General features: G+C 47.0%; 15 protein-coding genes. 7 read left to right on the plus strand and 8 right to left on the minus strand.

Annotated elements, in window-relative coordinates:
- The 3 genes from ABD031_RS21560 to ABD031_RS21570 form a co-directional block, all read right to left on the minus strand.
- Entirely contained in the window at window positions 1-3357 is a 3357-nt protein-coding gene (locus ABD031_RS21560) for a SusC/RagA family TonB-linked outer membrane protein (RefSeq protein ID WP_343855045.1), read from the minus strand.
- Between the two features lie 165 nt (window positions 3358-3522).
- The gene (locus ABD031_RS21565; RefSeq protein WP_343855046.1) at window positions 3523-4557 is read right to left on the minus strand and encodes a FecR domain-containing protein; all 1035 of its coding nucleotides are present in this window, start codon (window positions 4555-4557) and stop codon (window positions 3523-3525) included.
- Window positions 4558-4696: 139 nt separating this feature from the next.
- A complete protein-coding gene (locus ABD031_RS21570) occupies window positions 4697-5338 on the minus strand; it encodes an RNA polymerase sigma factor (RefSeq protein ID WP_343855047.1) in 642 nt (213 codons plus the stop codon).
- A gap of 658 nt (window positions 5339-5996) precedes the next feature.
- Here ABD031_RS21570 and ABD031_RS21575 point away from each other — a divergent pair.
- From ABD031_RS21575 to ABD031_RS21585, 3 genes are all read left to right on the plus strand, one after another.
- Window positions 5997-8453 carry an ABC transporter permease gene (locus ABD031_RS21575; protein WP_343855049.1) on the plus strand — a complete coding sequence of 819 codons (2457 nt, stop codon included), beginning with the start codon at window positions 5997-5999 and terminating at the stop codon, window positions 8451-8453.
- Between the two features lie 411 nt (window positions 8454-8864).
- A complete protein-coding gene (locus ABD031_RS21580) occupies window positions 8865-11306 on the plus strand; it encodes an ABC transporter permease (protein WP_343855050.1) in 2442 nt (813 codons plus the stop codon).
- Window positions 11307-11670: 364 nt separating this feature from the next.
- Complete coding sequence (locus tag ABD031_RS21585) at window positions 11671-14094, plus strand: ABC transporter permease (RefSeq protein ID WP_343855051.1); 2424 nt, start codon at window positions 11671-11673, stop codon at window positions 14092-14094.
- A 269-nt stretch (window positions 14095-14363) separates the two neighbouring features.
- Here the strand turns inward: ABD031_RS21585 and ABD031_RS21590 are convergent, their stop codons facing one another.
- The gene (locus ABD031_RS21590) at window positions 14364-14747 is read right to left on the minus strand and encodes a VOC family protein (RefSeq protein WP_343855053.1); all 384 of its coding nucleotides are present in this window, start codon (window positions 14745-14747) and stop codon (window positions 14364-14366) included.
- 393 nt (window positions 14748-15140) lie between these two features.
- On the opposite strand from ABD031_RS21590, the gene ABD031_RS21595 reads away from it, so the two are divergent.
- Both ABD031_RS21595 and ABD031_RS21600 read left to right on the plus strand, forming a co-directional pair.
- Window positions 15141-16427, plus strand: a complete 1287-nt coding sequence (locus tag ABD031_RS21595; RefSeq protein ID WP_343855054.1) for a serine hydrolase domain-containing protein — start codon at window positions 15141-15143, stop codon at window positions 16425-16427.
- Window positions 16424-18859, plus strand: a complete 2436-nt coding sequence (locus ABD031_RS21600; protein WP_343855055.1) for a poly(ethylene terephthalate) hydrolase family protein — start codon at window positions 16424-16426, stop codon at window positions 18857-18859. The genes ABD031_RS21595 and ABD031_RS21600 overlap by 4 nt, the downstream gene beginning before the upstream one ends.
- Window positions 18860-19143: 284 nt before the next feature.
- On the opposite strand, the gene ABD031_RS21605 is transcribed toward ABD031_RS21600, so the two are convergent.
- The 3 genes from ABD031_RS21605 to ABD031_RS21615 form a co-directional block, all read right to left on the minus strand.
- Window positions 19144-19554, minus strand: coding sequence for a DUF6644 family protein (locus ABD031_RS21605; RefSeq protein ID WP_343855056.1), 411 nt, complete (start codon window positions 19552-19554; stop codon window positions 19144-19146).
- 68 nt (window positions 19555-19622) lie between these two features.
- Window positions 19623-19976, minus strand: coding sequence for a DUF6152 family protein (locus tag ABD031_RS21610; protein WP_343855058.1), 354 nt, complete (start codon window positions 19974-19976; stop codon window positions 19623-19625).
- A 357-nt stretch (window positions 19977-20333) separates the two neighbouring features.
- Window positions 20334-20816, minus strand: a complete 483-nt coding sequence (locus tag ABD031_RS21615; protein ID WP_343855059.1) for a DUF4231 domain-containing protein — start codon at window positions 20814-20816, stop codon at window positions 20334-20336.
- Between the two features lie 432 nt (window positions 20817-21248).
- On the opposite strand from ABD031_RS21615, the gene ABD031_RS21620 reads away from it, so the two are divergent.
- Complete coding sequence (locus tag ABD031_RS21620; RefSeq protein ID WP_343855060.1) at window positions 21249-21650, plus strand: hypothetical protein; 402 nt, start codon at window positions 21249-21251, stop codon at window positions 21648-21650.
- Between the two features lie 80 nt (window positions 21651-21730).
- Here the strand turns inward: ABD031_RS21620 and ABD031_RS21625 are convergent, their stop codons facing one another.
- A complete protein-coding gene (locus tag ABD031_RS21625) occupies window positions 21731-22234 on the minus strand; it encodes a hypothetical protein (RefSeq protein ID WP_343855061.1) in 504 nt (167 codons plus the stop codon).
- A gap of 167 nt (window positions 22235-22401) precedes the next feature.
- Here ABD031_RS21625 and ABD031_RS21630 point away from each other — a divergent pair, with 167 nt between their 5' ends.
- Window positions 22402-22695, plus strand: a complete 294-nt coding sequence (locus tag ABD031_RS21630) for a hypothetical protein (protein WP_343855063.1) — start codon at window positions 22402-22404, stop codon at window positions 22693-22695.
- Window positions 22696-22781: the final 86 nt, after the last annotated feature.

The following is a 22781-nucleotide window of genomic DNA, read 5'->3' on the forward strand; positions in this document are numbered from 1 at the left end:
TTACAAGCTGATGTTAACTCCTACGGTCACTGATTTGGCGTTTGGATAACTGGCGTAATCCAGCCCCAGGTTTCTGTTGGAATTGGTGCTTCCCGAGGAATTGTAATTCACCTCTGGATCAAAGCCTTTGTATTCGGTGAAGGTCAGGATGTTCTGTGCGCTCACATAAAGCTTGAGTCTTGAGACCGAAATTTTCTCCGAAATGACAGCAGGGAAAGTGTATCCAAGCGAAATGTTTTTCAATCTTGCATAGCTCCCGTCATATATCCAGCGGGTGGAAACACGCTGAGACCGGCTGAGTGTACGCTTTGGTACATCGGTATCCGTATTAGTCGGAGTCCATCGATCCAAGGCGCGTGTGGTGGAGTTGTTTGATCCAGACAGGGTCTCAATTTCCAAAAGGGTATAACTCAGGATTTTGTTCCCCTGAGAACCCTGGAAAAAGATATTCAAGTCGAATCCTTTGAAGCTAAAGTCATTGTTCAGACCCCAGATGAATTTGGGCTGGCCATTTCCAATCACCGTGCGATCATCGGAGTTCAGAGTCCCGTCGGGATTTCCGGTCAGTTGGCCATTCGCATCTTTCTGCCCATCAACATCTCTGAATTTTTCTCCTCCGGCGACTTGCTCAAACCCACCTCCCGGAAGGAAGTCGTCCCCCTCTTGGTAAACGCCTTCATAGATCCATCCATAAAAACTACCGACTGGTTCGCCGACCTTCAGAATCTGGGTTTGCCCCAAACCGATCAAATGCCCAGGACCCGAACCGTAGAGGATGTCATTTCCGTCCGGCAACTCCAACACTTCGTTTCTGTTGAAAGAAATATTGAAACCCGTATTCCATTTAAGTGCTCCCGAAGTGTTTACGGTGTTCAAAGTCAATTCCAAACCTTTGTTTTCGACTTTTCCCAGATTCTGCAGTTGGCTGGAATAGCCGGAATACGAAGGGAGCGGCACCGAAAACAGCAAGTCAGAGGTGATGCTGCTGTAATAATCTACGGTGAGGTTCAGTCTGTTTTCAAAGAGAGACACGTCAACTCCGAGGTCGAACTGATTGGTGGTCTCCCAAGTCAGATCGTCATTTGCGACCGAAGTGGGCCGGACGGCATTTACAGGGACACCATCGATAACCGTATAGGAGGTTGAAAATCTGGCAAGCGTCTGGTAAGGCGAGATTGCCTGATTTCCAGTCACACCGTAACTGACTCTCCATTTTAAATCGGAGATGAGGTCCATATCTTGCATGAATCCTTCGTCTTTCATGTTCCATGCAAAAGCACCCGAGGGAAAGAATGCCCATTTGTTATTCTTACTGAAATTGGAAGAACCGTCATATCGGGCATTGAAGGTCAGGAGATATTTGCTGTTGTGGGAATAATTCAATCTTCCAAAAACAGAAGCGATCTGCGTCTCCGAAAATTCGGAGCTGGGGATCTTGGGAACAGCACCGCCTCCCAGATTCCAAAAAGATACTGAGTTGGTGATGAATGACTGCGATCCGGCTGACCAGCTGTTGTTGGTTGATTTTTGGACCGAGTATCCTCCCAAGGCAGTCAGCGTATTCTTTGGATCGATCTCCCAAGTGTACGTCAGGTAGTTTTCATTGATGATGTCGGTGTATTTGCCGGAGTTGATTGTGGCGTCACCGTTCACGTTACGGCCTGCATAGAGTGTCGTCGGTACGAATATCCCGGTTCTGAAGTTATCTGTTTTCACGCCTAGGGTCGTTTTGAAAGTCAGTGCTTTTGCAATGTCGAAGTTGATAAACAGATTTCCCTGCATCAGATCAGCAATTGTTTCCTCTTCCCGTTGAGTTGCTACTGCGTAGGGATTGTCAATCGGATCTCCGATAGATGCCAGTGTAAAGCTGCCGTCCTCATTAGTTACAGGAAGGTCAGGCATAAATCTCAGTGACGAGCCGACCACACCGGCCCCGCCAGCCCCCGCTGATACATCTTGGGTGACTACGCCGTTTCTTCCCGTTCTTCTTGCAAGCAAGTTCAGCCCGACAGTGATCTTGTCAGAAGCGTTGAAATTTAAATTGCTCGTGATCGCGTACCGGTTAAAATCAGATCCGATGATCACCCCTTCCTGGTCAAAATAGGATCCGGATACATAGTAATTCACTTTCTCAGAACCGCCTGATACGGCGACTTGATAGTTTTGAACTCCTGCGTTTCGGAAGATTTGATCCTGCCAATCGGTATCTGCTCCGTGATCTACATAATCGGGGATGACTTCACGGGTATAGTCCAGAAATTGATCTGCATTCAATAGTTCCAGGCGGTTGATTTCATTTTGGGAGGAATAGGACATATTTAGCTCAACCCTGGCTTTGCCTGCCGTTCCCTTCTTGGTCGTGACCATGATGACTCCATTGGCCCCCCTAGATCCGTAGATTGCCGTTGCCGAGGCATCTTTTAGCACCTCGATTGATTGGATGTCTTCAGGAGGGGGCAGGGTGCCTCCTATAAACCCGTCGACTACATACAGAGGATCACTGCTCGCATTGATCGAGTTGCCGCCACGAATACGGACTTTGAGCGCTCCTCCAGGATCGCCGTTGTTAGCCTGAACGCTGACACCCGCAGCTCGTCCTTGGAGTGCCTGAACAGCATTGGCCACCGGAAAGGCAGTGAGTTCCTCGGCTTTGACAGAAGACACCGAGCCGGTTAGGTCACTTTTTTTTGTGGTTCCATACCCTACGACGACCACTTCTTCCAATGCAGACATACTCTCAAGCAACGTAATATTTAGCTGGGTTTGATTGCCAACTTGGATTGTTAGCTGTTCATATCCGATAAACGAGAAAACCAAAACACCCCCGGGTTGGACATCGATCGAGAATTTCCCATCTACATCAGAGACGGTGCCCTGAGTAGTTCCCTGCACGATAACCGTCACCCCCGGAATAGGCGCACCCGTCCTGTCTACTATTGTGCCTTCGACATCGACAAACTGGCCTTGCTCTGCGATCGTCACATAGGGCAGTTGCGGATTTTCTTTTACATCGATACCGTGATTGACCTGTCTGAACCGCAAATTGGATTGATAGGAAACTTGCTTCAAAAAGCTTTCCACTGATCCCTTTTGCTCTTGGAGAAGGATCACTGCGGAGGAATTGAGGTCCCTATGGTCGTACAGAAAATTAAATGGTGTCTGCCGCTCTATCGATTTGAATAGTTGATCCACCGTAATCGATTTTTTGTCGATTCGTACCTCAACTTCGTCAATCGATTTATACTGCCCGTTTGCGGTGGAGGCTAATACAAAGTTGAAAACCATCACCTGTATTATAAAGCCATACAAGAAGTACTTGGACAACATATATATTGTCTTTTGTAAGGTTAATTGCATAATTTTGATTGGTTTATTGAAAATTTCATTAGACTAGGTCTGACGGGTTTTTCCTATTCCCCAATAGTTTTACCACCCACAGACTGCTACTTAAGCCAGCTGATCAGATCAGTTGGCTTTTTCTTTTATGGATCGTTGAAGTAGGCGGTGTTCATCGGATTGTAGTTATTGGTTAAAACTTAAAGTGACGTCCTTGTTGTCGATCTTATAGGTGAAGTTTTCTATGTTTGACATACTTTCTAAGACATTCTCGAGCGTTTGATTCTCAAATCTTCCATTAAACTGCCATTCCCTACCTGGCTTGCCGACGAGCTGGATTTTCACGCCGTACCATTCCTCAAGCGTCTTCTTTATTTCGGTTAGGCTGGATTTGGTGAAAACGAGCTTTCCGAAGCGCCAGCCTAAGACGCTTTCTTCTGAGAACTTCGTCACATTTCCTTCTTTGCCAGACACGCTGTAATTGAGCTCCTGCCCCGGTTCCAGGAGAAAATCCAGACTGTCCAGTCGGTTGGAAACGGCTACTTTGCCAGTCACGAGTGAGACATGAATTTCCTGGTCTTGTAGAATATTGATGTTGAAAGATGTTCCCAGCGCCGTTGTGATCAGATTTTCGGATAAAACCTGAAAGGGTTGATTGGCATTTTCTGCCACTTCGAAAAACCCCTCTCCCTTGAGTTTGACCAGTCTCACCGTGGAATCAAATGTTTCCGGGAATTCGAGACTGCTGCCCGAATTCAGCCAGACGATGGTTTGGTCGGGAAGTCTGAAATTCAGTTTCTCACCCGCATTGGTAGCTTTGACAATCCAGGGGCTTGAGACCGGCTGCACCACTACTTCGCCCACGCGCTGTTTAAAAAGAAAGGTGAAAAGCAATGCTACACCAACCAATATTGCCGCAACTCTGGAAATGCGCCAAAAGGTCTTTGCAGCAGTTTGATGGATTGGCCGGAGTCGATCAGGTTCTGGCTGAGGTTCTGTTTCCCGAAGAATCCTCGTCAACACTTCCTTTTTTGTCGCATCGGGGGCGGATTTGGACGGAAACTGCAAACCGAGGATGATCTCTCTGGCGAATTTCACATCGGCTATCCTGCTCGGATTAGCTTCCATCCAACTTTTCCAAAAAGTAGCTAGTTCATCGTCCGGGTACTTCACCCATCTGATAAACTCCAAATTCTCCAAGAGGTCGTCAATTTGACTCATTCTGACTAGTAGTAAATGTTCGTTACACTAGGTAAAGGCAAGAACAATCAAAACAACGCCAAAAAAAACGAACTTTTTTTTGTAAAAATCCAAATAAGCTGATTTGATCTCTATGAAATCAAGAATAAACAGCTGTCGATTAACAATAAGACGCAATAAAAAAAGGAAAGAAACCCAACGTGTCCCGCAGGCATCTCAACCCCTTGTAGACCAAATCCCTCGCGGACTTGGGATCGGATAGTTCCATTAGCTCGGACACCTGCTGGTAGGACATTCCCTCAAAAAAGACATAGTAGATTGCTTCCCTTTTTCTTGGCGAGAGTCCAATCAAGGCAGCGTTGATTTTTTGGACCTTTTCCTTGTCAGTCTGCCTGTCTATTAGGATTTGTTCATGAGAGAATATAATCTCGAAACTATCTTGTTGCACCAATTCTTCCTTCTTATTCGACCATCTTTTTACCTCCCTGAAAATCCTCCTTTTGAGACACTTGAAAAGATAGAATTTGATGGAATTGGTTTCTCCTATCGACTTGCAGTTGTTTTTTAGATCCAAAAATACGTCGTGGATGGCATCCTTGACTAAGTCTTCATTGGAGTTGATTCGGGATCCATAGCTGTACAGACTATCAAAAAATCGTTCGTAGATAAGGATGAATGCAGAGTTGCTTCCCGATTTGAATGCAGCCCATAGCTCTTTTTCGTCGGAAAATGAGGTTCCGTTCGGTTGGTTTCCATTCGGTTTTTCCGTTGCTGAGACGGAATTTGCTAAGCTATTGATCATCAGGGTTTATTGTCTTTTAAATAAAAGGAATTTTTTTCCAATTAAAAAAGGCTGGTATCGCGAGCTCAAGCGGACAGTCTTTCGGATGAACGACGATTTAAACTGATTTTAGAGAGTGAGTGATGGCGACGTCATCGCGAATGATACCGGTGGTTCGGGAGAGGATGCAATCATTATGTAATGAGTAGAAAGAGAACTTGCCTGGGTTTGGTTGTCACAATTTTGTCTTTTTCTAGGCGTTTCTTATCGATTTAAGATACGCTTGAGTTCATTTAGCCCATATGTCGGCCTTTTCAAAAGCTCAAAGGATTCCTTCCGCCCGAAACCGAACGAAAGTGTCCGATTGATTTTTGAATTAAAGTAGCCAAATCCTCAGATGGAGGGATTGGGAAGTGTTTTTTTGGATGGCATGGAAGTGGGGAAGGAGTATCGAGTAGCCAGAAGTATCAAGAGGGTGTAGCCAAGAGTCGAGAACCAACAAGCTAGAGATTTAAGATTCATGAAGTACATCCCGATGGATCGTTTTCGCGATACGAGGTCTTCTATAGAGGAGCTATTTTGGATCTCGTTTGTGAACCTTAGTCGCCTAATTCCTTCGCAATGACGTCGGACTCAATTTTCCAATTTTAAAATCTTCCAATCATCCAATCCAGAAAAAATGCTCAAAAACTACCTTAAAATCGCATGGAGAAGTCTGAAGAAGAACAAGTTGGTCTCAGGGATCAATATTCTCGGGCTGGCGCTCGGCATCGGGACCTGCCTGGTGATTGCACTGTATGTCTTTGATGAGCTGAGCTATGACCGATACAGTCAAAACTCGGATCGTATCTATCGGGTCAACTTGCAGGCGAAGTTGGGTGACGAAGCCCTGAACGAAGCCAGTGTCATGGCCCCTGTGGCGGAGACTTTTATGTCTGAGATAGCCGAGGTGGAAGATGCCACCCGCATCAGCAATGTCCACTACAATACCAAACTCATCGTCAACGATCAGGAGATGCGAAAGGGGACGACAGCCTTTGTCGATCCCAACTTCTTCGATCTCTTCACCCTTGATTTTGTCCAAGGGAATCCAAAGACTGCACTGACCAAACCCAATACACTGGTGATCACTACCGACCAGGCCAAGGCCCTGTTTGGAGGGAGCGATCCGATCAATCAGGTGATCCGGCTGGATGAGATCGGCCGCTATTCCGGCTCATACGTCAGTATGGGGGGAGAATATACCGTCACTGGCGTAGTCGAAAACGTGCCGGACAACTCACACTTTCACTTCGACATGTTTGCTTCGATGCTGGGAAACTCAGATGCCACCAATCAAAGCTGGATGTCCGGGAGCTATTCCACCTACGTACTGCTCGCCGATGGTGTGAATGCAGAACAGGTACAGGAGAAAATTCCCGGCCTTGTCAAGAAATACATGGAAGGCCAGATGAAGGAAAGTCTGGGAATGGGTGTGGACGAGTTCTTTGCAAAGGGGAACTTTGTCCACCTGAATCTTCAGCCTCTGACGGAAATCCATCTGAGCACCATCTTCAAGGGTGCTGGCCAGTTCGAAACTGGCGGGGATCTCAATACCGTGCTGATCTACTGTGCGGTTGCGCTCTTCATGCTCTTGATCGCCTGCGTCAATTTCATGAACCTCTCCACTGCCGGGGCCTCGCAGCGTGTCAAAGAGATTGGGGTGAGGAAGGTGATGGGCTCAGACAAGCGACATCTGATCTGCCAGTTTCTGGCAGAATCCTTTGTGGCTATTGTGCTGGCGATGGTCTTAGGACTGGTTTTTTGCGCGTTTGCACTTCCGTACTTCAATGAGTTTTCTTTCAAAGCCTTACAGCTTTCGGCGCTATTATCACCGTTTTTTCTGATCAGTTTGGGAGTCTTGGTCGTCGTCGTGACTTTGCTTGCAGGCGGCTATCCGGCGTTTTTCCTGTCGGGATTCAAGCCGATCGATTCACTGAAAAAGAAAGTTACAGCTTCCCGAAAGTCTAGTGGCCGCAATGGCTTGGTGGTGTTTCAGTTTGCAATTTCCTCCTGCCTCATCATCGCGACCATCGTCGTGGCGCAGCAAATGGATTATATCCAAAACAAAGACTTGGGCTATCAACGCGATCAATTGATCGTGTTGAGGCATGCGGGGCTGATGGGCAAGCAGATCGACGTGTTTAAGGACAAGCTCAAAAATGACCCGAGGGTGGCGAACGTCAGCAAGTCTGCATTCATCCCTGCGGGCCCATCGGATTCGAATGTTCAGAATCTGTTTATGGCTGATTCTCCGAGTAATTCGCTCCGGTTGATGCAGTATGGGATTGACGAGGAATACCTGGAGACCTTAGGCATGGAGCTGCTGCAAGGCAGGAATTTCTCCCTAGACTTTGGCAGCGAAGAAAACAACATCATCCTCAACGAAACTGCCGTCAAAGAATTGGGCATCGAAGGCGATCCGGTGGGGAAAGTCTTCGAAAAGATGACCGACAACAAAGGTGGGAGAGAACAGGTAAAGGTGATCGGCGTGGTCAAAGACTTTGTCGCCAGATCGCTGCGGGAGCCGATCAAGCCGCTGATGATGGTTTACAATCCGTATTCTAGTCTGATCATCAAGGCCCATCAGGGAGATATCGCCGGATTGATGGCCGACATGGAAAATACCTGGGACGGCTTTGATACCGGGGAGCCATTCAGTTATTCTTTCCTCGATGAGCTGTACAATCAGACCTATGTACAAGAATCCCGCATGGGCTCGTTCCTGACCTTATTGGCGTTGCTGACGATCTTCGTGGCCTGTCTCGGCCTGTTCGGATTGGTGACTTACACCGCCGAGCAGCGTTTTAAGGAGATTGGAGTCCGCAAGGTGCTGGGCTCGACTTCCAGTCAGATTGTAGCCTTGCTCGCGAGGGATTTCATCAAACCGGTGATGCTTTCTTTCCTGCTGGCGTTTCCACTGGGCTACTATTTCATGGAAAAATGGCTGCAGAACTTCGCCTTCCACATCGAGCTGCAGTGGTGGGTATTTGCCTTGGCTGGGTTCATTACCTTGCTGATTGCTTTGGTGACGATCTGCTCCAGGAGCCTGAAAGCGGCATTGATGAATCCGGTGGAGAGTCTGAAGAGTGAGTGAGGGGAGGGATCGGTGTTCAGTTCCAGTCGCAGTGACAAGTTGTAAAATTGGTTAGCTGAAGTTTGGACTGATCGCTACGACGGGCGAACTCCCCCTTGGATTCTGAACCACCTTTTGGAAAAATATTTACAACAAAGGGGCGGGGGATTTTGAACGATTTTTAAACGAAAGACATGAGGTGCCAAGAATCAAGAACTTCGTGCAAGAGGTTGAAGCCAAGCTTTGGAACAGGAATTTCTACGAAAAAGAGTTGATGATTTAGATTGAAGCTGGGTCTCTGAAGGTGTCTCGGATCTTGGTCCAGAAACCTCCTGTAATGAATTCCCATCTTTTTAGTGATTCTCTGCAAATTATGACTAAATACTATGTTGTTTTTTGTAACCTGTTGCAGATGATTTCAATCTAACTGGCATGCTCAAAAACTACATCATCCTCGCTTGGCGGAATCTTATCCGCAACAAGTCTTTTAGCTTGATTAATATTCTTGGACTGGCAGTCAGCATGTCCGTCTGCCTGCTTATCATCATGATAGGCATGGATCAGTACAGTTTTGACTCCTACCATTCCAAAAAGGACCGGATCTATCGGATCCATACCACCCGGTATCTGGAGAACAATGGGGAGACGGCAAGTTCAGCTTTGCCTTTGGCAGAAAAACTGAAGAGTGACTATGAAGCCATAGAAGAGGCCGCTGTACTCAACAGTGAAATCGGAGGGGACGTCATCTTTGAAGATAAATTTGCTACCGGTGGAGGCTATTTTGCAGACGGCAATCTCTTCAGAATTCTGGACTTCGATTTCAAAGAAGGCGATCCGAATACCGCCCTCCGCGAACCTTTTTCCCTGGTGATTACTTCGGATATGGCTGAGATTCTTTTTGGAGAGGAATCCGCGTTGGGTAAATCAGTGGCATTTCACGACAAGGACATCCGGGGGTTGGATATCGAAGAGGGCAACACCGAAACCGATTTTGGCTATTTCACCATCACAGGAGTGCTCCACCCCAATCCGGGTAAGACGCATCTTCCTTTTAAGCTCTTAGCTTCTCTCAGTACCATGAAATCTCTGCCGGAGGGGGCTGTCTCGATCAGGGAGGGAAACGACTGGGACAACGTCTGGACCAACTATACCTATGTGCTTCTGAAAGAAGGGCAAGTTAAGGCTGATTTGCAAGCCAATTTGGATGTGGTTTCGGAGGAAGTTTACGGGCAGAAATATGACAACAAACATTCATTCAAGGCTATGGCTCTTGGGGAACTCTCACCGTCGGACTTCATCAGCAATACCACACACGTCTCTATCCCCAAGGTGGTTTTGTGGATCTTGGGCGTACTATGCTTGATTGTAATGTTTTCAGCGTGCCTGAATTACACCAATATGTCTGTGGCAAGGTCCCTCTCCCGGGTCAAGGAAGTGGGCATACGAAAAGTGGCTGGAGCCAATAAGAGGCAGATTTTTGCCCAGTTTATCATCGAGGCGGTGGTTATCTCTCTTTGTTCATTGGTTTTTGCGTTCGCTATTCTTCAGCTCCTGGAGCAGGGATTTGATGGCTTGACATTTAACCGTTACCTGAAGATATCGTTCAGCCAGAGTCTTCCCGGGATCTTGATCTTTATCGGGTTTAGCGTCCTGGTGGGAGTAGTGGCTGGTTTGCTGCCGGCAACTTATGTGGCCAAGTTGAATCCGGTTAATCTATTCAACAAGCTAAGTGGCGTGAAGATTTTCAAAAGCATGGGAATCCGAAACGTCCTTTTGGTGGTTCAATTTTCCATCTCACTGATCTTCATTATTTCTGTTGTTTTGATCCAGACTCAATCCAGGCACATGCTGAATTTTGACTATGGTTTTGACAAGGAGAATATCTTGACCGTTAAGCTGTTCAAGTCTGACAACTACCAGCGCTTTGCGCAAGCGATCGAATCCAATCCGGCAGTGTCCCAAGTCGGGGCGGCCTCGATGATTCCCGGCGGAGGCTGGAATTTTGGTTCGGAGGTGATCAATCCTGACTTCCCGACGGATAGTGTATCGACCAATTTCTTTGACATCAATCAAAACGCAGTTGACCTGCTTGGCTTGGAGCTTATTGCCGGCAAAAACCTGCCGGAGGAGAGCAGCGATTACCTGATTCTGATCAACGAATTGTCGGTCAAGAATTTCAACCTGGGCAGCAATGAGCAAGCCGTAGGCAAGCAGTTGACCCTGAATGATGAAGGGCAATTCAAGAATGTACAGATCGCCGGGGTGGTAAAGAATTTCCAATTTCTATCTCCAGACCGGGAAATGGAAAGTTTGGTGCTTCGCAACAGAAATGAGGCGATGGGCTTTGCCTTAGTGAAGGTCTCCGGCCAAAACCAGGCTCAGACCCGTGCCTCTCTGGAAGCTGCCTGGAAAGAAGTCAATCCGGATACCAAGTTTTCCTACAAATACCTGGATCAGGAACTCCTGTTTGTCCATCAGGTTTTGGGCGATGTGATGTCGGTTATCGGCTTGATTTCGTTTTTGGCCATCTTTGTCTCCTGTCTGGGACTGCTTGGCATGGCGATGTACACAGCCCAAACCCGCATCAAGGAGATTGGGATCCGAAAAACACTGGGATCGAGCATCCCTCAGATCGTTTATTTGCTCTCCAAAGGCTTTCTAAAGCTGCTGGGCGTAGCGGTTCTGCTTGCGATTCCGGCAGCTTATTTTATCAACAACCTTTGGTTGAATTTCTTTGCCTCCAGAGTATCTATAGGAGTGGTGGAAATAGGGATCGGAGTAGGAACGATTTTGCTGATCAGTTTGGGAATAGTCTTTTCCCAGTCGTACCGGGCCGCCAGAGTCAATCCGATTGAGAGCTTGAAGAGCGAGTGAGGGCAGTATCGAGTATCAAGACGTCTGTATTAAGATGCAGGAACCAAGAATCGAGAGACAAGAAGGATTTGAGATCTCGAGGTCTTGGATGGTGTTTAAATACCTGGTTCTAGGAAACCTTGAGCCCTTTCAACTCTCCAACCTTACCACCTTCCAAAATTTAACCATCTACCTTTTTTTGCCCACTAACGGACAGTAATGTCCGAAGGAAAACCTCCATTTACCAGTATTTATGGCATTTTGGAGCTCTTTGAGCCATTCGGACTGGCATGGAAGTAGAAGGTCGGATGGGCATACACAGCAACTTGAGTTAAACCTTCCCACTTTCTGTCTCTTAATTTTTCAACATTCAATTTTCTAAACCATGTGGAAAAACTACCTGAAAATCGCCTATCGAAACCTGCTGAAAAAGAAAGTTTATTCCTTTATCAACATCGTTGGTCTTGGTGTGGGGATGGCCTGCTGTGTGCTGATATTTGTGTTTGTGCAGGACGAACTTTCCTATGACAACTACCATGAGAAAGGCGATCGGATTTATCGGCTGACACACGGTTCGAGATCTCCTGAAGGCCTGAAGGAGGGCGATGAGATGGCTCCGTTTTGGGTTTGGCACAACGCTCCGGTAGGGCCTGCGATGAAAGAGGAGTTTCCCGAAGTGGAGAAGATCGTCCAGTTTTCCGGCAGGGCGGACTTGTTGCTGAGCTACGGGGAAACTACCCTGCAGGAAGACGGTGTCTTCTTTATGGATTCCACCGTGTTTGATGTCTTTTCCTGGAAGCTTCTCCAGGGCGATCCAAAGACCGCTTTGGTGGCTCCTTTTAGCATCGTCTTGACGGAGAGCACTGCGAAAAAATACTTTGGGGATGAATATGCGCTGGGCAAAACGCTGAAAGGAAGTGAATCGGCAGGTAGAGGCAATGCGGGAGACTATACCGTGACCGGTGTGATGGCCGATGTGCCTTCCAATTCGCACTTCACCTTCAATGCCCTGCTTTCCCTGAGCACATTTAAGCTGTCCAATCCTCGGGTATTTGATGCCTGGGGCTATGTGGATTTTTACACCTATTTTTTGGTGAATGAGGGATTTAATCCGGAGGCTTTCGAAGCAAAACTTCCGGATTTTATCAAAAGAAGAAGCACGGATGTGGGTGATGACTATGCCATCAAAGTGGAGGCGCTGAAGGATGTCTATCTCCGCACGACCGCCCAGCGACTGCCGGGAGAAACGGGCTCGCTGACCAATATTTATGTCTTTTCTATGATTGGGGTGTTTATCCTGATCATTGCGATGATCAACTTTATGAACCTCTCCACGGCCAGATCCATGGAACGGGCCAAGGAAGTGGGAATCAGAAAGGCCATCGGCGCAGACAGAAGAAGCCTAATTTATCAGTTCCTCGGCGAGTCGCTGATCATCGTGTTTCTGGCGGCATTGGTGGCGATTGTTTTTGTGTCGGTGGCTCTGCCGATGATGAACGATCTGACCGGTAAAGTCTTTGCGATAAATCAGGTGGTCAACTGGCAAACTGTTCCATTTTTTCTCGGAATCGTGTTGGTCGTAGGTTTGTTGGCGGGTTCGTATCCGGCCTTTGTGCTGTCGAGCTTTCAGCCGGTGCTGATCCTGAAGGGAATAAACAAATCGGACGCAAAAGGCGCGTTTTTGAGAAAGGGACTCGTGGTGTTTCAGTTTAGTCTGTCAATTGCCCTGATCGCCGGGACGATGATCGTCTATACTCAGATGGGGCACTTGCTGGACAAAGACATGGGTTTTGACAAAAAACAGATGCTAGTCCTGGACTACAACTACGACGAGCAGGTCAACTTTATGTCTTCGGCTTTGAAAAGTGAGATGGAGGCCCTGCCCTCGGTGACTTCAGCCGCCTTTTCGCGCAGCGTGCCGGGAAGCTATTTCCCGAATGCCTACACCACCATCGAAAATTCCGACGGGGAGATGTTTGGCCAAGCTCAGCCGGTGTTTCAGGTGGGCATTGATTTCGTCAATCACTACGATTTGGAGTTGGTCGCCGGTAGAACCTATTCCCGAGATTATCCTTCAGATTCCAGTTCGGCCCTAGTGCTGAACGAAGCGGCAGCAAAGCAGTACGGCTACGCCAACCCGGCGGATATTGTGGGTAAAAAGTTTGACCAGTGGGGGAGAGCTGGCGAAGTGATTGGTGTGGTGAAGGACTTCAATTACATCTCGCTGCACCGGACGATTGAGCCGTTGACTTTGCCTTTTGAGCCGTATGCCAGCCGGTATCTTTCACTGAAAGTGACTTTGGAAAATCTTCCTGCTACGATCGCCCAGATTCAGGCGATCTGGAAAAAGCTCGCGCCTCAGCGCCCTTTTCTGTACAGTTTTCTGGATGAGGATTTCAATACCCAATACCAGTCAGACTTTCGATTCAGAAAGATCTTCACCACCTTTTCAGTCTTGGCAATCTTGATTGCCTGTCTCGGTCTGTTGGGCTTGGCGACCTATACCGCCGAGCAGCGCACAAAAGAGATCGGGGTGAGAAAAGTACTTGGAGCAGACGTGTCCAGCATCGTCGCACTGCTTTCCAAGGACTTTATCAAATTGGTTTTGGTGGCGATATTCATTGCGACGCCGATCTCTTGGTATGCAATGAATCAATGGCTGGAGGGCTTTGCCTACCAAGTGCCGGTGCATTGGTGGACCTTCGGAATCGCCGGAATATTGGCTGTGGTGGTGGCTTTGACTACGATCAGTTTCCAATCCATCAAAGCCGCGCTGATGAATCCGGTGAAGAGTCTCAGGAGTGAGTAGGGAATACCTGTCATTGGTAGCAGAATCGAAGCAATGACGAAATTATCAAGAATTTAAAGGCAAGAAGTAAGACAAAAGCTTCTGCTGACTTTCCCTTGATTCTCGAATATCACCTGGGAATGAGTATCATACCCTAAGGAGGGAGCCTGTCCCGAAGGGTTTCGGGAGGGATTTATTTGGAAGAATTGAAGAGCTAGTCAAGGATATCAAAGTATTATGTATCCAGTGCAACGGATCGTTGGTGTAGACCGTCCGGAATTTTATCCTCTTTATCCCCCTGAATGCAATCCTACCAGATTTCCTTCTGAATCCACAAAGAAGGCCATAAATCCATTTTCACCGATGCTGGTTTTTGGCAACGTGATTTCAGCGCCTTCGGCTTCCAGTCGATCCAACACCTGCTGGAGATCGGGATTGCCGTTAAGGTAGATGACTGCACCTTCTTTGCTGGGCTTGTGATCGGGGCCTTGGACCAATCCCCCGCTGGAGTGCGGCGGTTCGCAGGGAAACATTGCCATCTTAATCCCCATCATATCGATGACCTGCATTTCGATTTCGAAGATCTTCTCATAGAATGCCTTGGCCCGATCGAGGTCAGTGGCTGGAATTTCAAACCAGTTCAGTGCGTTGGTGTTTTTGCCGAGTCGTTCCATTTTTTTCGAATTTTAGTTTTTTGGCTTGGATGAAAAAGATACGTATTTTCTAAATATGTCTTATTGTCAATAGGTTCTCAAAAAACAAAGAAGGTGAATTTGAAGCTTATTTTAGAGAGTTTTTAAGAAGCCAACAGCCTTCCGCTTATTTTGGATCTTCCACGATGGTTTGTCACTTGCCAGATTCTAAGACCATTAGCATCCGAGAGGGAATGGTACATGGATCTTGTCTTCCCCTGCTGAGCGAAATGTAAGCATCGGTCTTGCAACCTGGTCGCTGAGCTAATTTTGACTTCCGGCAGAAATCCATCAATACATCGTATTTATTCCAAATTAACAATTGTGCATCTTTAGTATCAATCAAGGTGAAATCCACAAAACCATTCCTGGACAATGAAGACAAGTTTGAAAAGATATTTTACCATCGGAATCGGCTTCGCTTTCCTTCTGTTTTCCTGCCAAAAAGAGGAGAAGCAAAATGAACTGATCGTCAATGAACAGGCAATCGCAAGACTGGACTCTACCCTTGAGGCGTATGTAAACTCAGGCAATGTCGCTGGAATTTCTGCTTTGATTTTTGAAAAGGATCAGGAGGTTTATTTTAACGCGTTTGGATTTGCCGATCGGGAAAATCAAATCCCCATGGATCGCAACACGATTGTGAAAATCTACTCGATGACTAAGCCGATCACCGGTACGGCGCTGATGACACTTTGGGAGGAAGGCAAATTTCAGTTGGACGATCCACTCGAAAACTATGCCCCTGAGTTTGCCAATATGAAAGTCTATCAAGGCTTGGATGATCAAGGGAAGATGATTTTTGGCGACGCGGAGCGACCGATTTCTATCCGAGATATTACTCGGCATACCGCAGGCTTTCCCAACCGAAATGACATTCCGGGACTCAGTGAGCTAATGGCCGAGAAGGATGCCAGAAGCTTCGAGAACCCGCTGACTACAATGGCTGAAAAAATGGGGAGTACGCCCCTTTGGTTTCAGCCCGGAACCCAATGGGAATATGGGCTTTCGGTTGATGTGCAGGCATTTTTGGTGGAACGGATTTCGGGGAAGCCCTACGGAGAATATGTGCGGGAGAAAGTTTTAGACCCGCTTGGAATGGCCGAAACACGGTATTTTCTACCTGAGGCGGATAGGGGAAGATTTGCGGCAGCCTATCAGCGTACAGGAGAAGGTCAGCTGGATCGAATTCCTGACTCCACGGCCAATGTGTTCAATTTCAATCAATGGCCTCTGACTCCGGGAGGATTTGGCCTGACGTCTACTTTAGATGACTACATGACTTTTGCCCGAATGCTGGCCCGAAAAGGCGAAATCAATGGCACTCGAATCTTAAATCCGGAGACGATAGCGCTGATGGCGACCAACCATCTTCCCGATTCGGTGACGGAGCGTTCCTGGCTTCCAAGCAAAGGTCGGGTGGGCTTTGGGATTGACTTTGCTGTCCGCACTGACCCTCCCAAGACTGCCGAAGAAATGAATGGGGTCGTCGGTGAATTCTTCTGGGACGGGGCCGCGAGTACGCTCTTCTGGGTGGATCCCAAAAATGAATTGGTAGCGGGACTTTTTGTTCAACTTTTCCCCTACGATGGCATTAGCCTGCATAAAAACTTCCGAGACGCGGTTTATGGCAAGTATGTACCCGTAGCTAAGACCCAATGAAAAAATACTTCAAAAAAGCAGCGGACTGGGTCAAATCAAAGCTCAACCTGATCAAGCCCGGTCCATTTGCGATCCGAGGAGCAGCGATTGGATTGTTGATTTTGTCGGTGCTCCTTTTCGCCATCGAAGTGGTGGGAATGAGCATCAATTTCAAAGATCCGTGGATTTTAGCCTTTGCAGCGCTGATTTTGATAGTCGTGACCTTGATCACTTTTCTTTCGGTCCGGCTGATCAAGCGGATCTATGAAATTCCCAGTATCTACAAATTCTCCCTGATCGCTTCTGGCATATTGCTTACACTAGTTAGTCTGAATGACCAGCGATTTGCCATTTTTATGATCCTGATTTTTTCACTTTTTGGAGCTGCGGTTGCGATGTTTTGGAAGGGATATTTCAGGAAACTTACGACTCCAAAGAAGGTAGTGGCAAGCTTGGGAACGTTGATTGCCGTCATCGGGATTGGACTTTTGGTTTACTTCGGGAGCATCCGAGGCTTGGAACTGAAGGAGCAGATCAACGCTGCGAAATTGACGGAGGATAAGGTTTCGTCACTTTCGATCCAATCACCTGGAGAAAACGGAAGCCACCCTTTTGTCACTTTTACCTATGGTTCCGGCAACGACATTCGTAGAGAAGAATTCGCCGAAGGCGTGACCTACCAAACCGAATCTGTGGATGGGCGGGCTTTTTTGGATAATTGGAAAAAGTTTGGCGGCTGGTGGCGGGAGAAGTACTGGGGGTTTGGAGCCAAGGAACTCCCGATCAATGCCCGAGTTTGGATGCCGGAAGGGGATGGGCCATTTCCCCTTGTTCTGGTAGTCCATGGCAATCATCCCATGCAGGATTTTTCCGATCCCGGCTATGATTATTTGGGAGACTTTTTGGCGTCCCGAGGGATGATTTTGGCCTCCGTGGATCAAAATTTTATCAACGGATCTTGGACGGACCTTTTTGGTCGCCTGGAAAAAGAAAATGACGCAAGAGGTTGGTTGCTTTTGGAGCATTTACAGGTTTGGAAAGGGTGGAATACAGAGTCTTCGCATCCGCTTTTCGGGAAAATAGATTTGGATAAAATCGCCTTGATGGGCCACTCCCGTGGAGGTGAAGCCGTGGGGCATGCTGCCATGCTCAACGCCCTGGACTATTACCCCGATGATGCAACGATCGAGTTGGGTTATCACTTTAACATCAAGTCTGTGGTCGCTATCGCGCCTGTCGATGGGCAATACAAGCCGGGAGGATCGGGGACGAAGTTTGAAAATGTGAGTTACCTGACGTTTCACGGCGCTCAGGATCAGGACGTCACCTCCTTTGCAGGCGCCATGCAATACGAGCGGATCAAATTCACCGACAGCGTCTACCATTTCAAGTCAGCTGTCTATATCTCCGGAGCAAACCATGGACAATTCAATACTTCCTGGGGCGACAATGATGCTGTGGTCACATTCAAAGGAGTGTTAAACCTTGGGCAACTCATGCCAGCCGAGGAGCAGCGTCAGGTTGCCAAAGTCTATATCGGGGCATTTTTGGAAGCGACGCTTAACGAAAGGTTAGAATATCTGCCGCTATTTATAGATGCCAGAAAAGGGAAAAAGTGGCTCCCTCAGTCGATTTACCTGAGTCAGTTTGAGGATTCGAACAGTCGTTTTTGGGCGGATTTTGAGGAAGACTTTGATGTGAAAACCATCTCTTCTGGCGGTACAGCCAATGGTGAAAATATGAGCGTGTGGCGCGAGGGAGTAATCGACATGGAAAACGGCGAAAAGGGAGGTCGGGCTGTCTACCTGGGTTGGAACTATGAGAAACTCAATGAAGAAATCGATACGCTTTGGAAAGATGGAGCGAGACCAGTCTTGCATGATTCGATTCGGGCAAGTTATGTGATCCGCTTGGATTCGGGACATTTTAGGCCTGATTCTACCTCTGTATTGACTTTTGCGCTAGCGGAGTCGACCGAAAGCTCCAATCCGAAAACCGAAGGAAAGTGGCTGGATAGCAACAAAAACGGCTCCAATGAAGCAGGTGAAGAGGAAACTGTGAATAGTGATAAGAATGATGCAAACGAGGAATCGGAAGAGGAAGTAGATGAAGAAGATGACAAAGCCGAGGTGCCGGATGCTCCGCTGGATTTTACCGTTACGTTGACAGATTCAAACGGAGCAAAGCTCTCCTTCTTACTTTCGGAGTTTTCGCACTTGCAGCGGCAAATCAAATCGAGGGTGATGAAAATTGATTTCTTGGATAAGAATGATCATTCAGAAAATGTCTTCCAGACCTTCTTTTTCGACCTCGCAAAATTGAATAAAATTAATCCCAGTTTCCAGCCTGCGCTTCTTCATGAGATCCGATTTGACTTTGACCAAAATGAAAAAGGGGTCATTATCTTGGATCAACTGGGGATAACCAACGCATTTGATCTAAGCATCAAGTAGCGGGTATCAAGTACCAAGACATTAGGACCAAGAGGCGAGAAGCGAGATTGGAGTATTGAGACTTAAGACTGGAGACAGTAAACGGAAGCGGTGGCCGAATCCGTTCGTCATTGGTAGTGAGGAACAATCTGTCCCGATTTTTTTGGGAAGCGAAGCAATCTCCCTAAAACTTTGAAAAGATTGTCTGCCCTCCGGGAGAGGGGATTTGGGGTTTTGGCCTCGTTTCTGGGCCTTTGGCTCTTATATCCCCTCGCATCAGCAAGTCATCATTTGACAAATCTGCTTTAATAAGCCAACAAACGCCCGCAAGTGATAACAGCTATCCACAGCAAAATCGAAGCGAGCGCATGTACCTTAGATTGTAGGGGAAGTTGTGGGGATTCCCCCGGTTCAATCTTTCCTTTGAAAAAAAGCCTGTGAAATACGAGTGCATTCAGTCCCGTCACGATCAGCAATACGATCTTGAGCCAAAAAGTCGGATCCAAGCCCAATGTTCGGGCATTGGTAATGAACAGTAATAGCCCTGAGGGAACCACTAAGATCAACCCGCGTCGGGACCAAGACAACAGGAATTCAGACAGGCGGACGAGGGGTAGATTGGTTGAAAGGCCCAACAAACGTAGATCAAATAGGAAGGCTGAACCGACCAGCACGACGATACCCAGAATATGGACAATCTCCAAGGCGGGGTACATCCAAAGGGATTGACGGATTGCGGCAGCCCAAGAAGTTTGTTCAAGCCAGTCCAGATATTCATGCACCACTATCTCAGCTCGTACTTTTTACCGTCCACATAGATTCGTTCGGCTCTCATTTCGCCTTTTTCGGTCTTATGTGGATAGGCGACCAATCTCACCTTTGTGCCTTTTTTGATCATCTCCGCCGACAGTCCACGAGCTGTCATTCGGCTTGCCGGAGCCAGATAGACTTCCCAGGGTTCCTTTTCATAGATTACCTTGGCCATCGTATGAGGATTCTCAAAAGTTGATTCATCAATGGTCGTTTCGAAGTCCAGAACTTTGGTTTGGTCATAATTGGCCCATCCATGGTGAAAGACTGTGGCTGATACGCTCAGAATAAATAGCAGTATGACGGAAGTGCTTCTTAAGTAGATCATATGTTTTTGATTTTTGATACTTCCTGAAATTAATAAAATCTTACGGGACTTGTTAGTATTCAGGTTTTTAAGTGGCCAAGACGCAAGACGTAAGTTGTAAGACGGGAGACGGAAGCTGGCAATCGCTCACCCCCTGTCATGCTTCTCCAGAATCCAGATTTATCGGTTTTCTATTTGAAATAGTTGAGTAAAAAAGGGATTGCAAACACAAAAAATAGAACGCGGCAATTGCAAACACCTGGTTTGGTGGCAGTTTATTTATTCGTCGGGGATGCAGACAACTATTCCTCTTGCCATGGTGCGAGGGGCAAGACAGATTTTTTAAAAGGCTAAAAAGGATTAGCCGTTTTGAACTGATCAGTCATCGCCCACATGTTGTTCCCATCTGCTATGCCCGTCGTTCCACAGCCTTACCAGTTGTTCGGAAAAACGGTTGATGGCCTCTTCTTTAGGCACGCTATAGATCCCGGTCTGTTGGTTAAAGGAAAAACTCTCCGTTTGCAAATGCTGTTGGGTTGTTCTTGAATTGATCCATATTTTCTGCGCGCCAGATGCTCCGAGAAGCGCAACCGTGACCGTCGCCCCGGCACTGACGATCGGTAATATCCATTGGGGAAATGAAGTCGGGTAGATTGCCTGCAAGGACGAGATTATGGTGGTAAGCGCCGCCAAGACAATACTTCCATATTTATACCACTGATAGAGCCTCTTGCTGCGGTCGGCCTTGGTTTGGAAATGATCGATCAGTTGTTCAAGCAGCGCATTTGCTACATCCACTTTTTCTTCTTTGGAGCGGGTGACGCTAAGTTTGAGTAGTTCGGAAGATAGTTTGTTGGCCATAGTGGAGAAAATTCAAAACGTTGCCTTGGAGCTTTGGTGTTCTTGCAAAGTACATTTGGATAGGAGAAGAATCAAGTCCTAAATAACAAGAACTGAGGCCGATGTTTACATGCTCAGAGATTATTGTCCGAAACAGGCAGAATTCTTGGGAGAAAGCAACTAAAGGAGCGGATTGTTTTGGCTCAGCCAATGCAAACTCATGGTCTTGCTCTTCGGTCTCAACACCAAAAATTCACTTCAATTGAATTTCCTGCTACCTTTTGTTGATAGACGTTTTCTTGTTTTTTACTTGGGAATTCGCCTATTGGCAGAATTCCCAATAGGTAGGTTTTTGTCCAATAACTCCTTTATTCTAAACTGATTCATTGATAGTCTTGGCAGACTGATATTTCAGAAAACTCAAACGGCGAGAAAAATGTCGTTCAGCTTGCTTTGTTTGATGCCGATCATCCGGATACCCAAAAGGTAACTTCGAATACTGGAGAAGCTCCGACTGAAGAGCGTGCCACGGGTTTGGAATGGATGGGACCGCTGGGGCAACTAGCTGCAAATCCTACCCAAACTCAGGCCTTGGTGAAGTATTTAACCCAAAAAAATGCTCAGACCGGCAAGACTTACCTCAAGCTCGCAGTGGGAAATGAAGCCGTGGCCGAGGATGTCGCCAATGGAATCGGACGTTTGTTTCAGGCAATTGACTGGGGGAAATTGAGTAAGGTTTTACTTACCCAAATGAGAATTTTGCTGATCCGAAGTCAAAGAGTGTCAGCTCCAAAATATGCATTAGACTTCCTATTTCTAATCAATCCCCCGCGGCGGACAAAATCAAACGGGTAGCAGATGCATGATCGGGGTGTAAATCCTGAGAGAAACAAAGTCAACCGATGGGAGATTTTATACTCCAACTCCTTGGCGGCTCACTCTTCGAAATATTGCGGTTTCCCGTTCACCACGAGCTCGCAGTCGGGTAGCAATCCGTGCAATTCCAAGAGCTTCTCTTGGATGTCTTCCCCATCCTCGGACGAAAACATCAATGTCTTCAAGTTGGGCAAGTCGGTTAAATGTAAGAGGCCGTCAATGGTGATGTCGGTATATTTTAGATGGAGAAATTCTAGGGAGGGAATCTGATTCAGGTAGGGGATGCAATAATTGTCCAGGTTATGACAACCCTTTGCCCGTATTTCCTTCACATATTCCAGCTGGGTCAGGAGCTGGATGCTTTCATTACTTATCTCGGTTTCGTTGAGATCGAGCATGTATACGCCTTTTACTTTTTCCATCAGAAAGGAAAAAGCATCGTCGTCAAAGTCATCCCAGCTGCGAAAGTCGAGATGGTGATAGTATTCCTCCATGCTCGCTGCCAGCTTGCCGAAGCGATACTGTAGTTTTTTTAGGAGCTTTGCTTGAGTTCGTTTTGCCATGCTGATTGCTAATTTAATTCCGGTCAATAATTCCACACTTGAAATCGGGTAAAGAACAGAACCGGATAATTATTTTCAAAAGTAGCAGGTCCATTGATAACTTTAAGGAAGGATGCGCGCTTCATTTAGAAGGAAATGTCACAAATCACAGACTATCAAAACTTCCTATGCTTAAGCTGTTTTTGGCCTCATCAAATGAACTTGTAAGTGAACGCGAGGAAATTGAGCGGGTACTCAGTAGAAAGAATAAGTCTTTAAGAGAAAAAGGCTTTTTGATTGAGCTGACGATATGGGAAGATGCCCGATTTATCGGTAAATCCCTTCGGTCCCAAGCCAATTACAATCTCGAAATCGAGCAATGTCCTTTATTTGCGATGCTGTTTTACTCTAAAGTCGGGAAGTACTTTTTGCAGGAATTTGCGCTTGCGAAGTCCTTGTTTGAGAAATGGTTTCTTACTTAATCCATCGAGATTTTCAGAATGACAAAGCCTTCGGCGCACCGCTTCGCCCGATATCGAACAAAACTGTCCGATGGATTTTTTGTAAA

Source organism: Algoriphagus jejuensis, from assembly GCF_039523455.1.
Classification (GTDB): domain Bacteria; phylum Bacteroidota; class Bacteroidia; order Cytophagales; family Cyclobacteriaceae; genus Algoriphagus; species Algoriphagus jejuensis.

What these genes read in the sequence shown, in the direction of transcription:
- ABD031_RS21625 (WP_343855061.1), bottom strand. Translation starts at nt 22,234, where the DNA reads ATGGCAAAACGAACTCAAGCAAAGCTCCTAAAAAAACTACAGTATCGC.
- ABD031_RS21600 (WP_343855055.1), top strand. Translation starts at nt 16,424, where the DNA reads ATGAAAAAATACTTCAAAAAAGCAGCGGACTGGGTCAAATCAAAGCTC.
- ABD031_RS21615 (WP_343855059.1), bottom strand. Translation starts at nt 20,816, where the DNA reads ATGGCCAACAAACTATCTTCCGAACTACTCAAACTTAGCGTCACCCGC.
- ABD031_RS21585 (WP_343855051.1), top strand. Translation starts at nt 11,671, where the DNA reads ATGTGGAAAAACTACCTGAAAATCGCCTATCGAAACCTGCTGAAAAAG.
- ABD031_RS21565 (WP_343855046.1), bottom strand. Translation starts at nt 4,557, where the DNA reads ATGAGTCAAATTGACGACCTCTTGGAGAATTTGGAGTTTATCAGATGG.
- ABD031_RS21605 (WP_343855056.1), bottom strand. Translation starts at nt 19,554, where the DNA reads ATGTACCCCGCCTTGGAGATTGTCCATATTCTGGGTATCGTCGTGCTG.
- ABD031_RS21630 (WP_343855063.1), top strand. Translation starts at nt 22,402, where the DNA reads ATGCTTAAGCTGTTTTTGGCCTCATCAAATGAACTTGTAAGTGAACGC.
- ABD031_RS21610 (WP_343855058.1), bottom strand. Translation starts at nt 19,976, where the DNA reads ATGATCTACTTAAGAAGCACTTCCGTCATACTGCTATTTATTCTGAGC.
- ABD031_RS21580 (WP_343855050.1), top strand. Translation starts at nt 8,865, where the DNA reads ATGCTCAAAAACTACATCATCCTCGCTTGGCGGAATCTTATCCGCAAC.
- ABD031_RS21575 (WP_343855049.1), top strand. Translation starts at nt 5,997, where the DNA reads ATGCTCAAAAACTACCTTAAAATCGCATGGAGAAGTCTGAAGAAGAAC.
- ABD031_RS21570 (WP_343855047.1), bottom strand. Translation starts at nt 5,338, where the DNA reads ATGATCAATAGCTTAGCAAATTCCGTCTCAGCAACGGAAAAACCGAAT.
- ABD031_RS21595 (WP_343855054.1), top strand. Translation starts at nt 15,141, where the DNA reads ATGAAGACAAGTTTGAAAAGATATTTTACCATCGGAATCGGCTTCGCT.
- ABD031_RS21590 (WP_343855053.1), bottom strand. Translation starts at nt 14,747, where the DNA reads ATGGAACGACTCGGCAAAAACACCAACGCACTGAACTGGTTTGAAATT.
- ABD031_RS21560 (WP_343855045.1), bottom strand. Translation starts at nt 3,357, where the DNA reads ATGCAATTAACCTTACAAAAGACAATATATATGTTGTCCAAGTACTTC.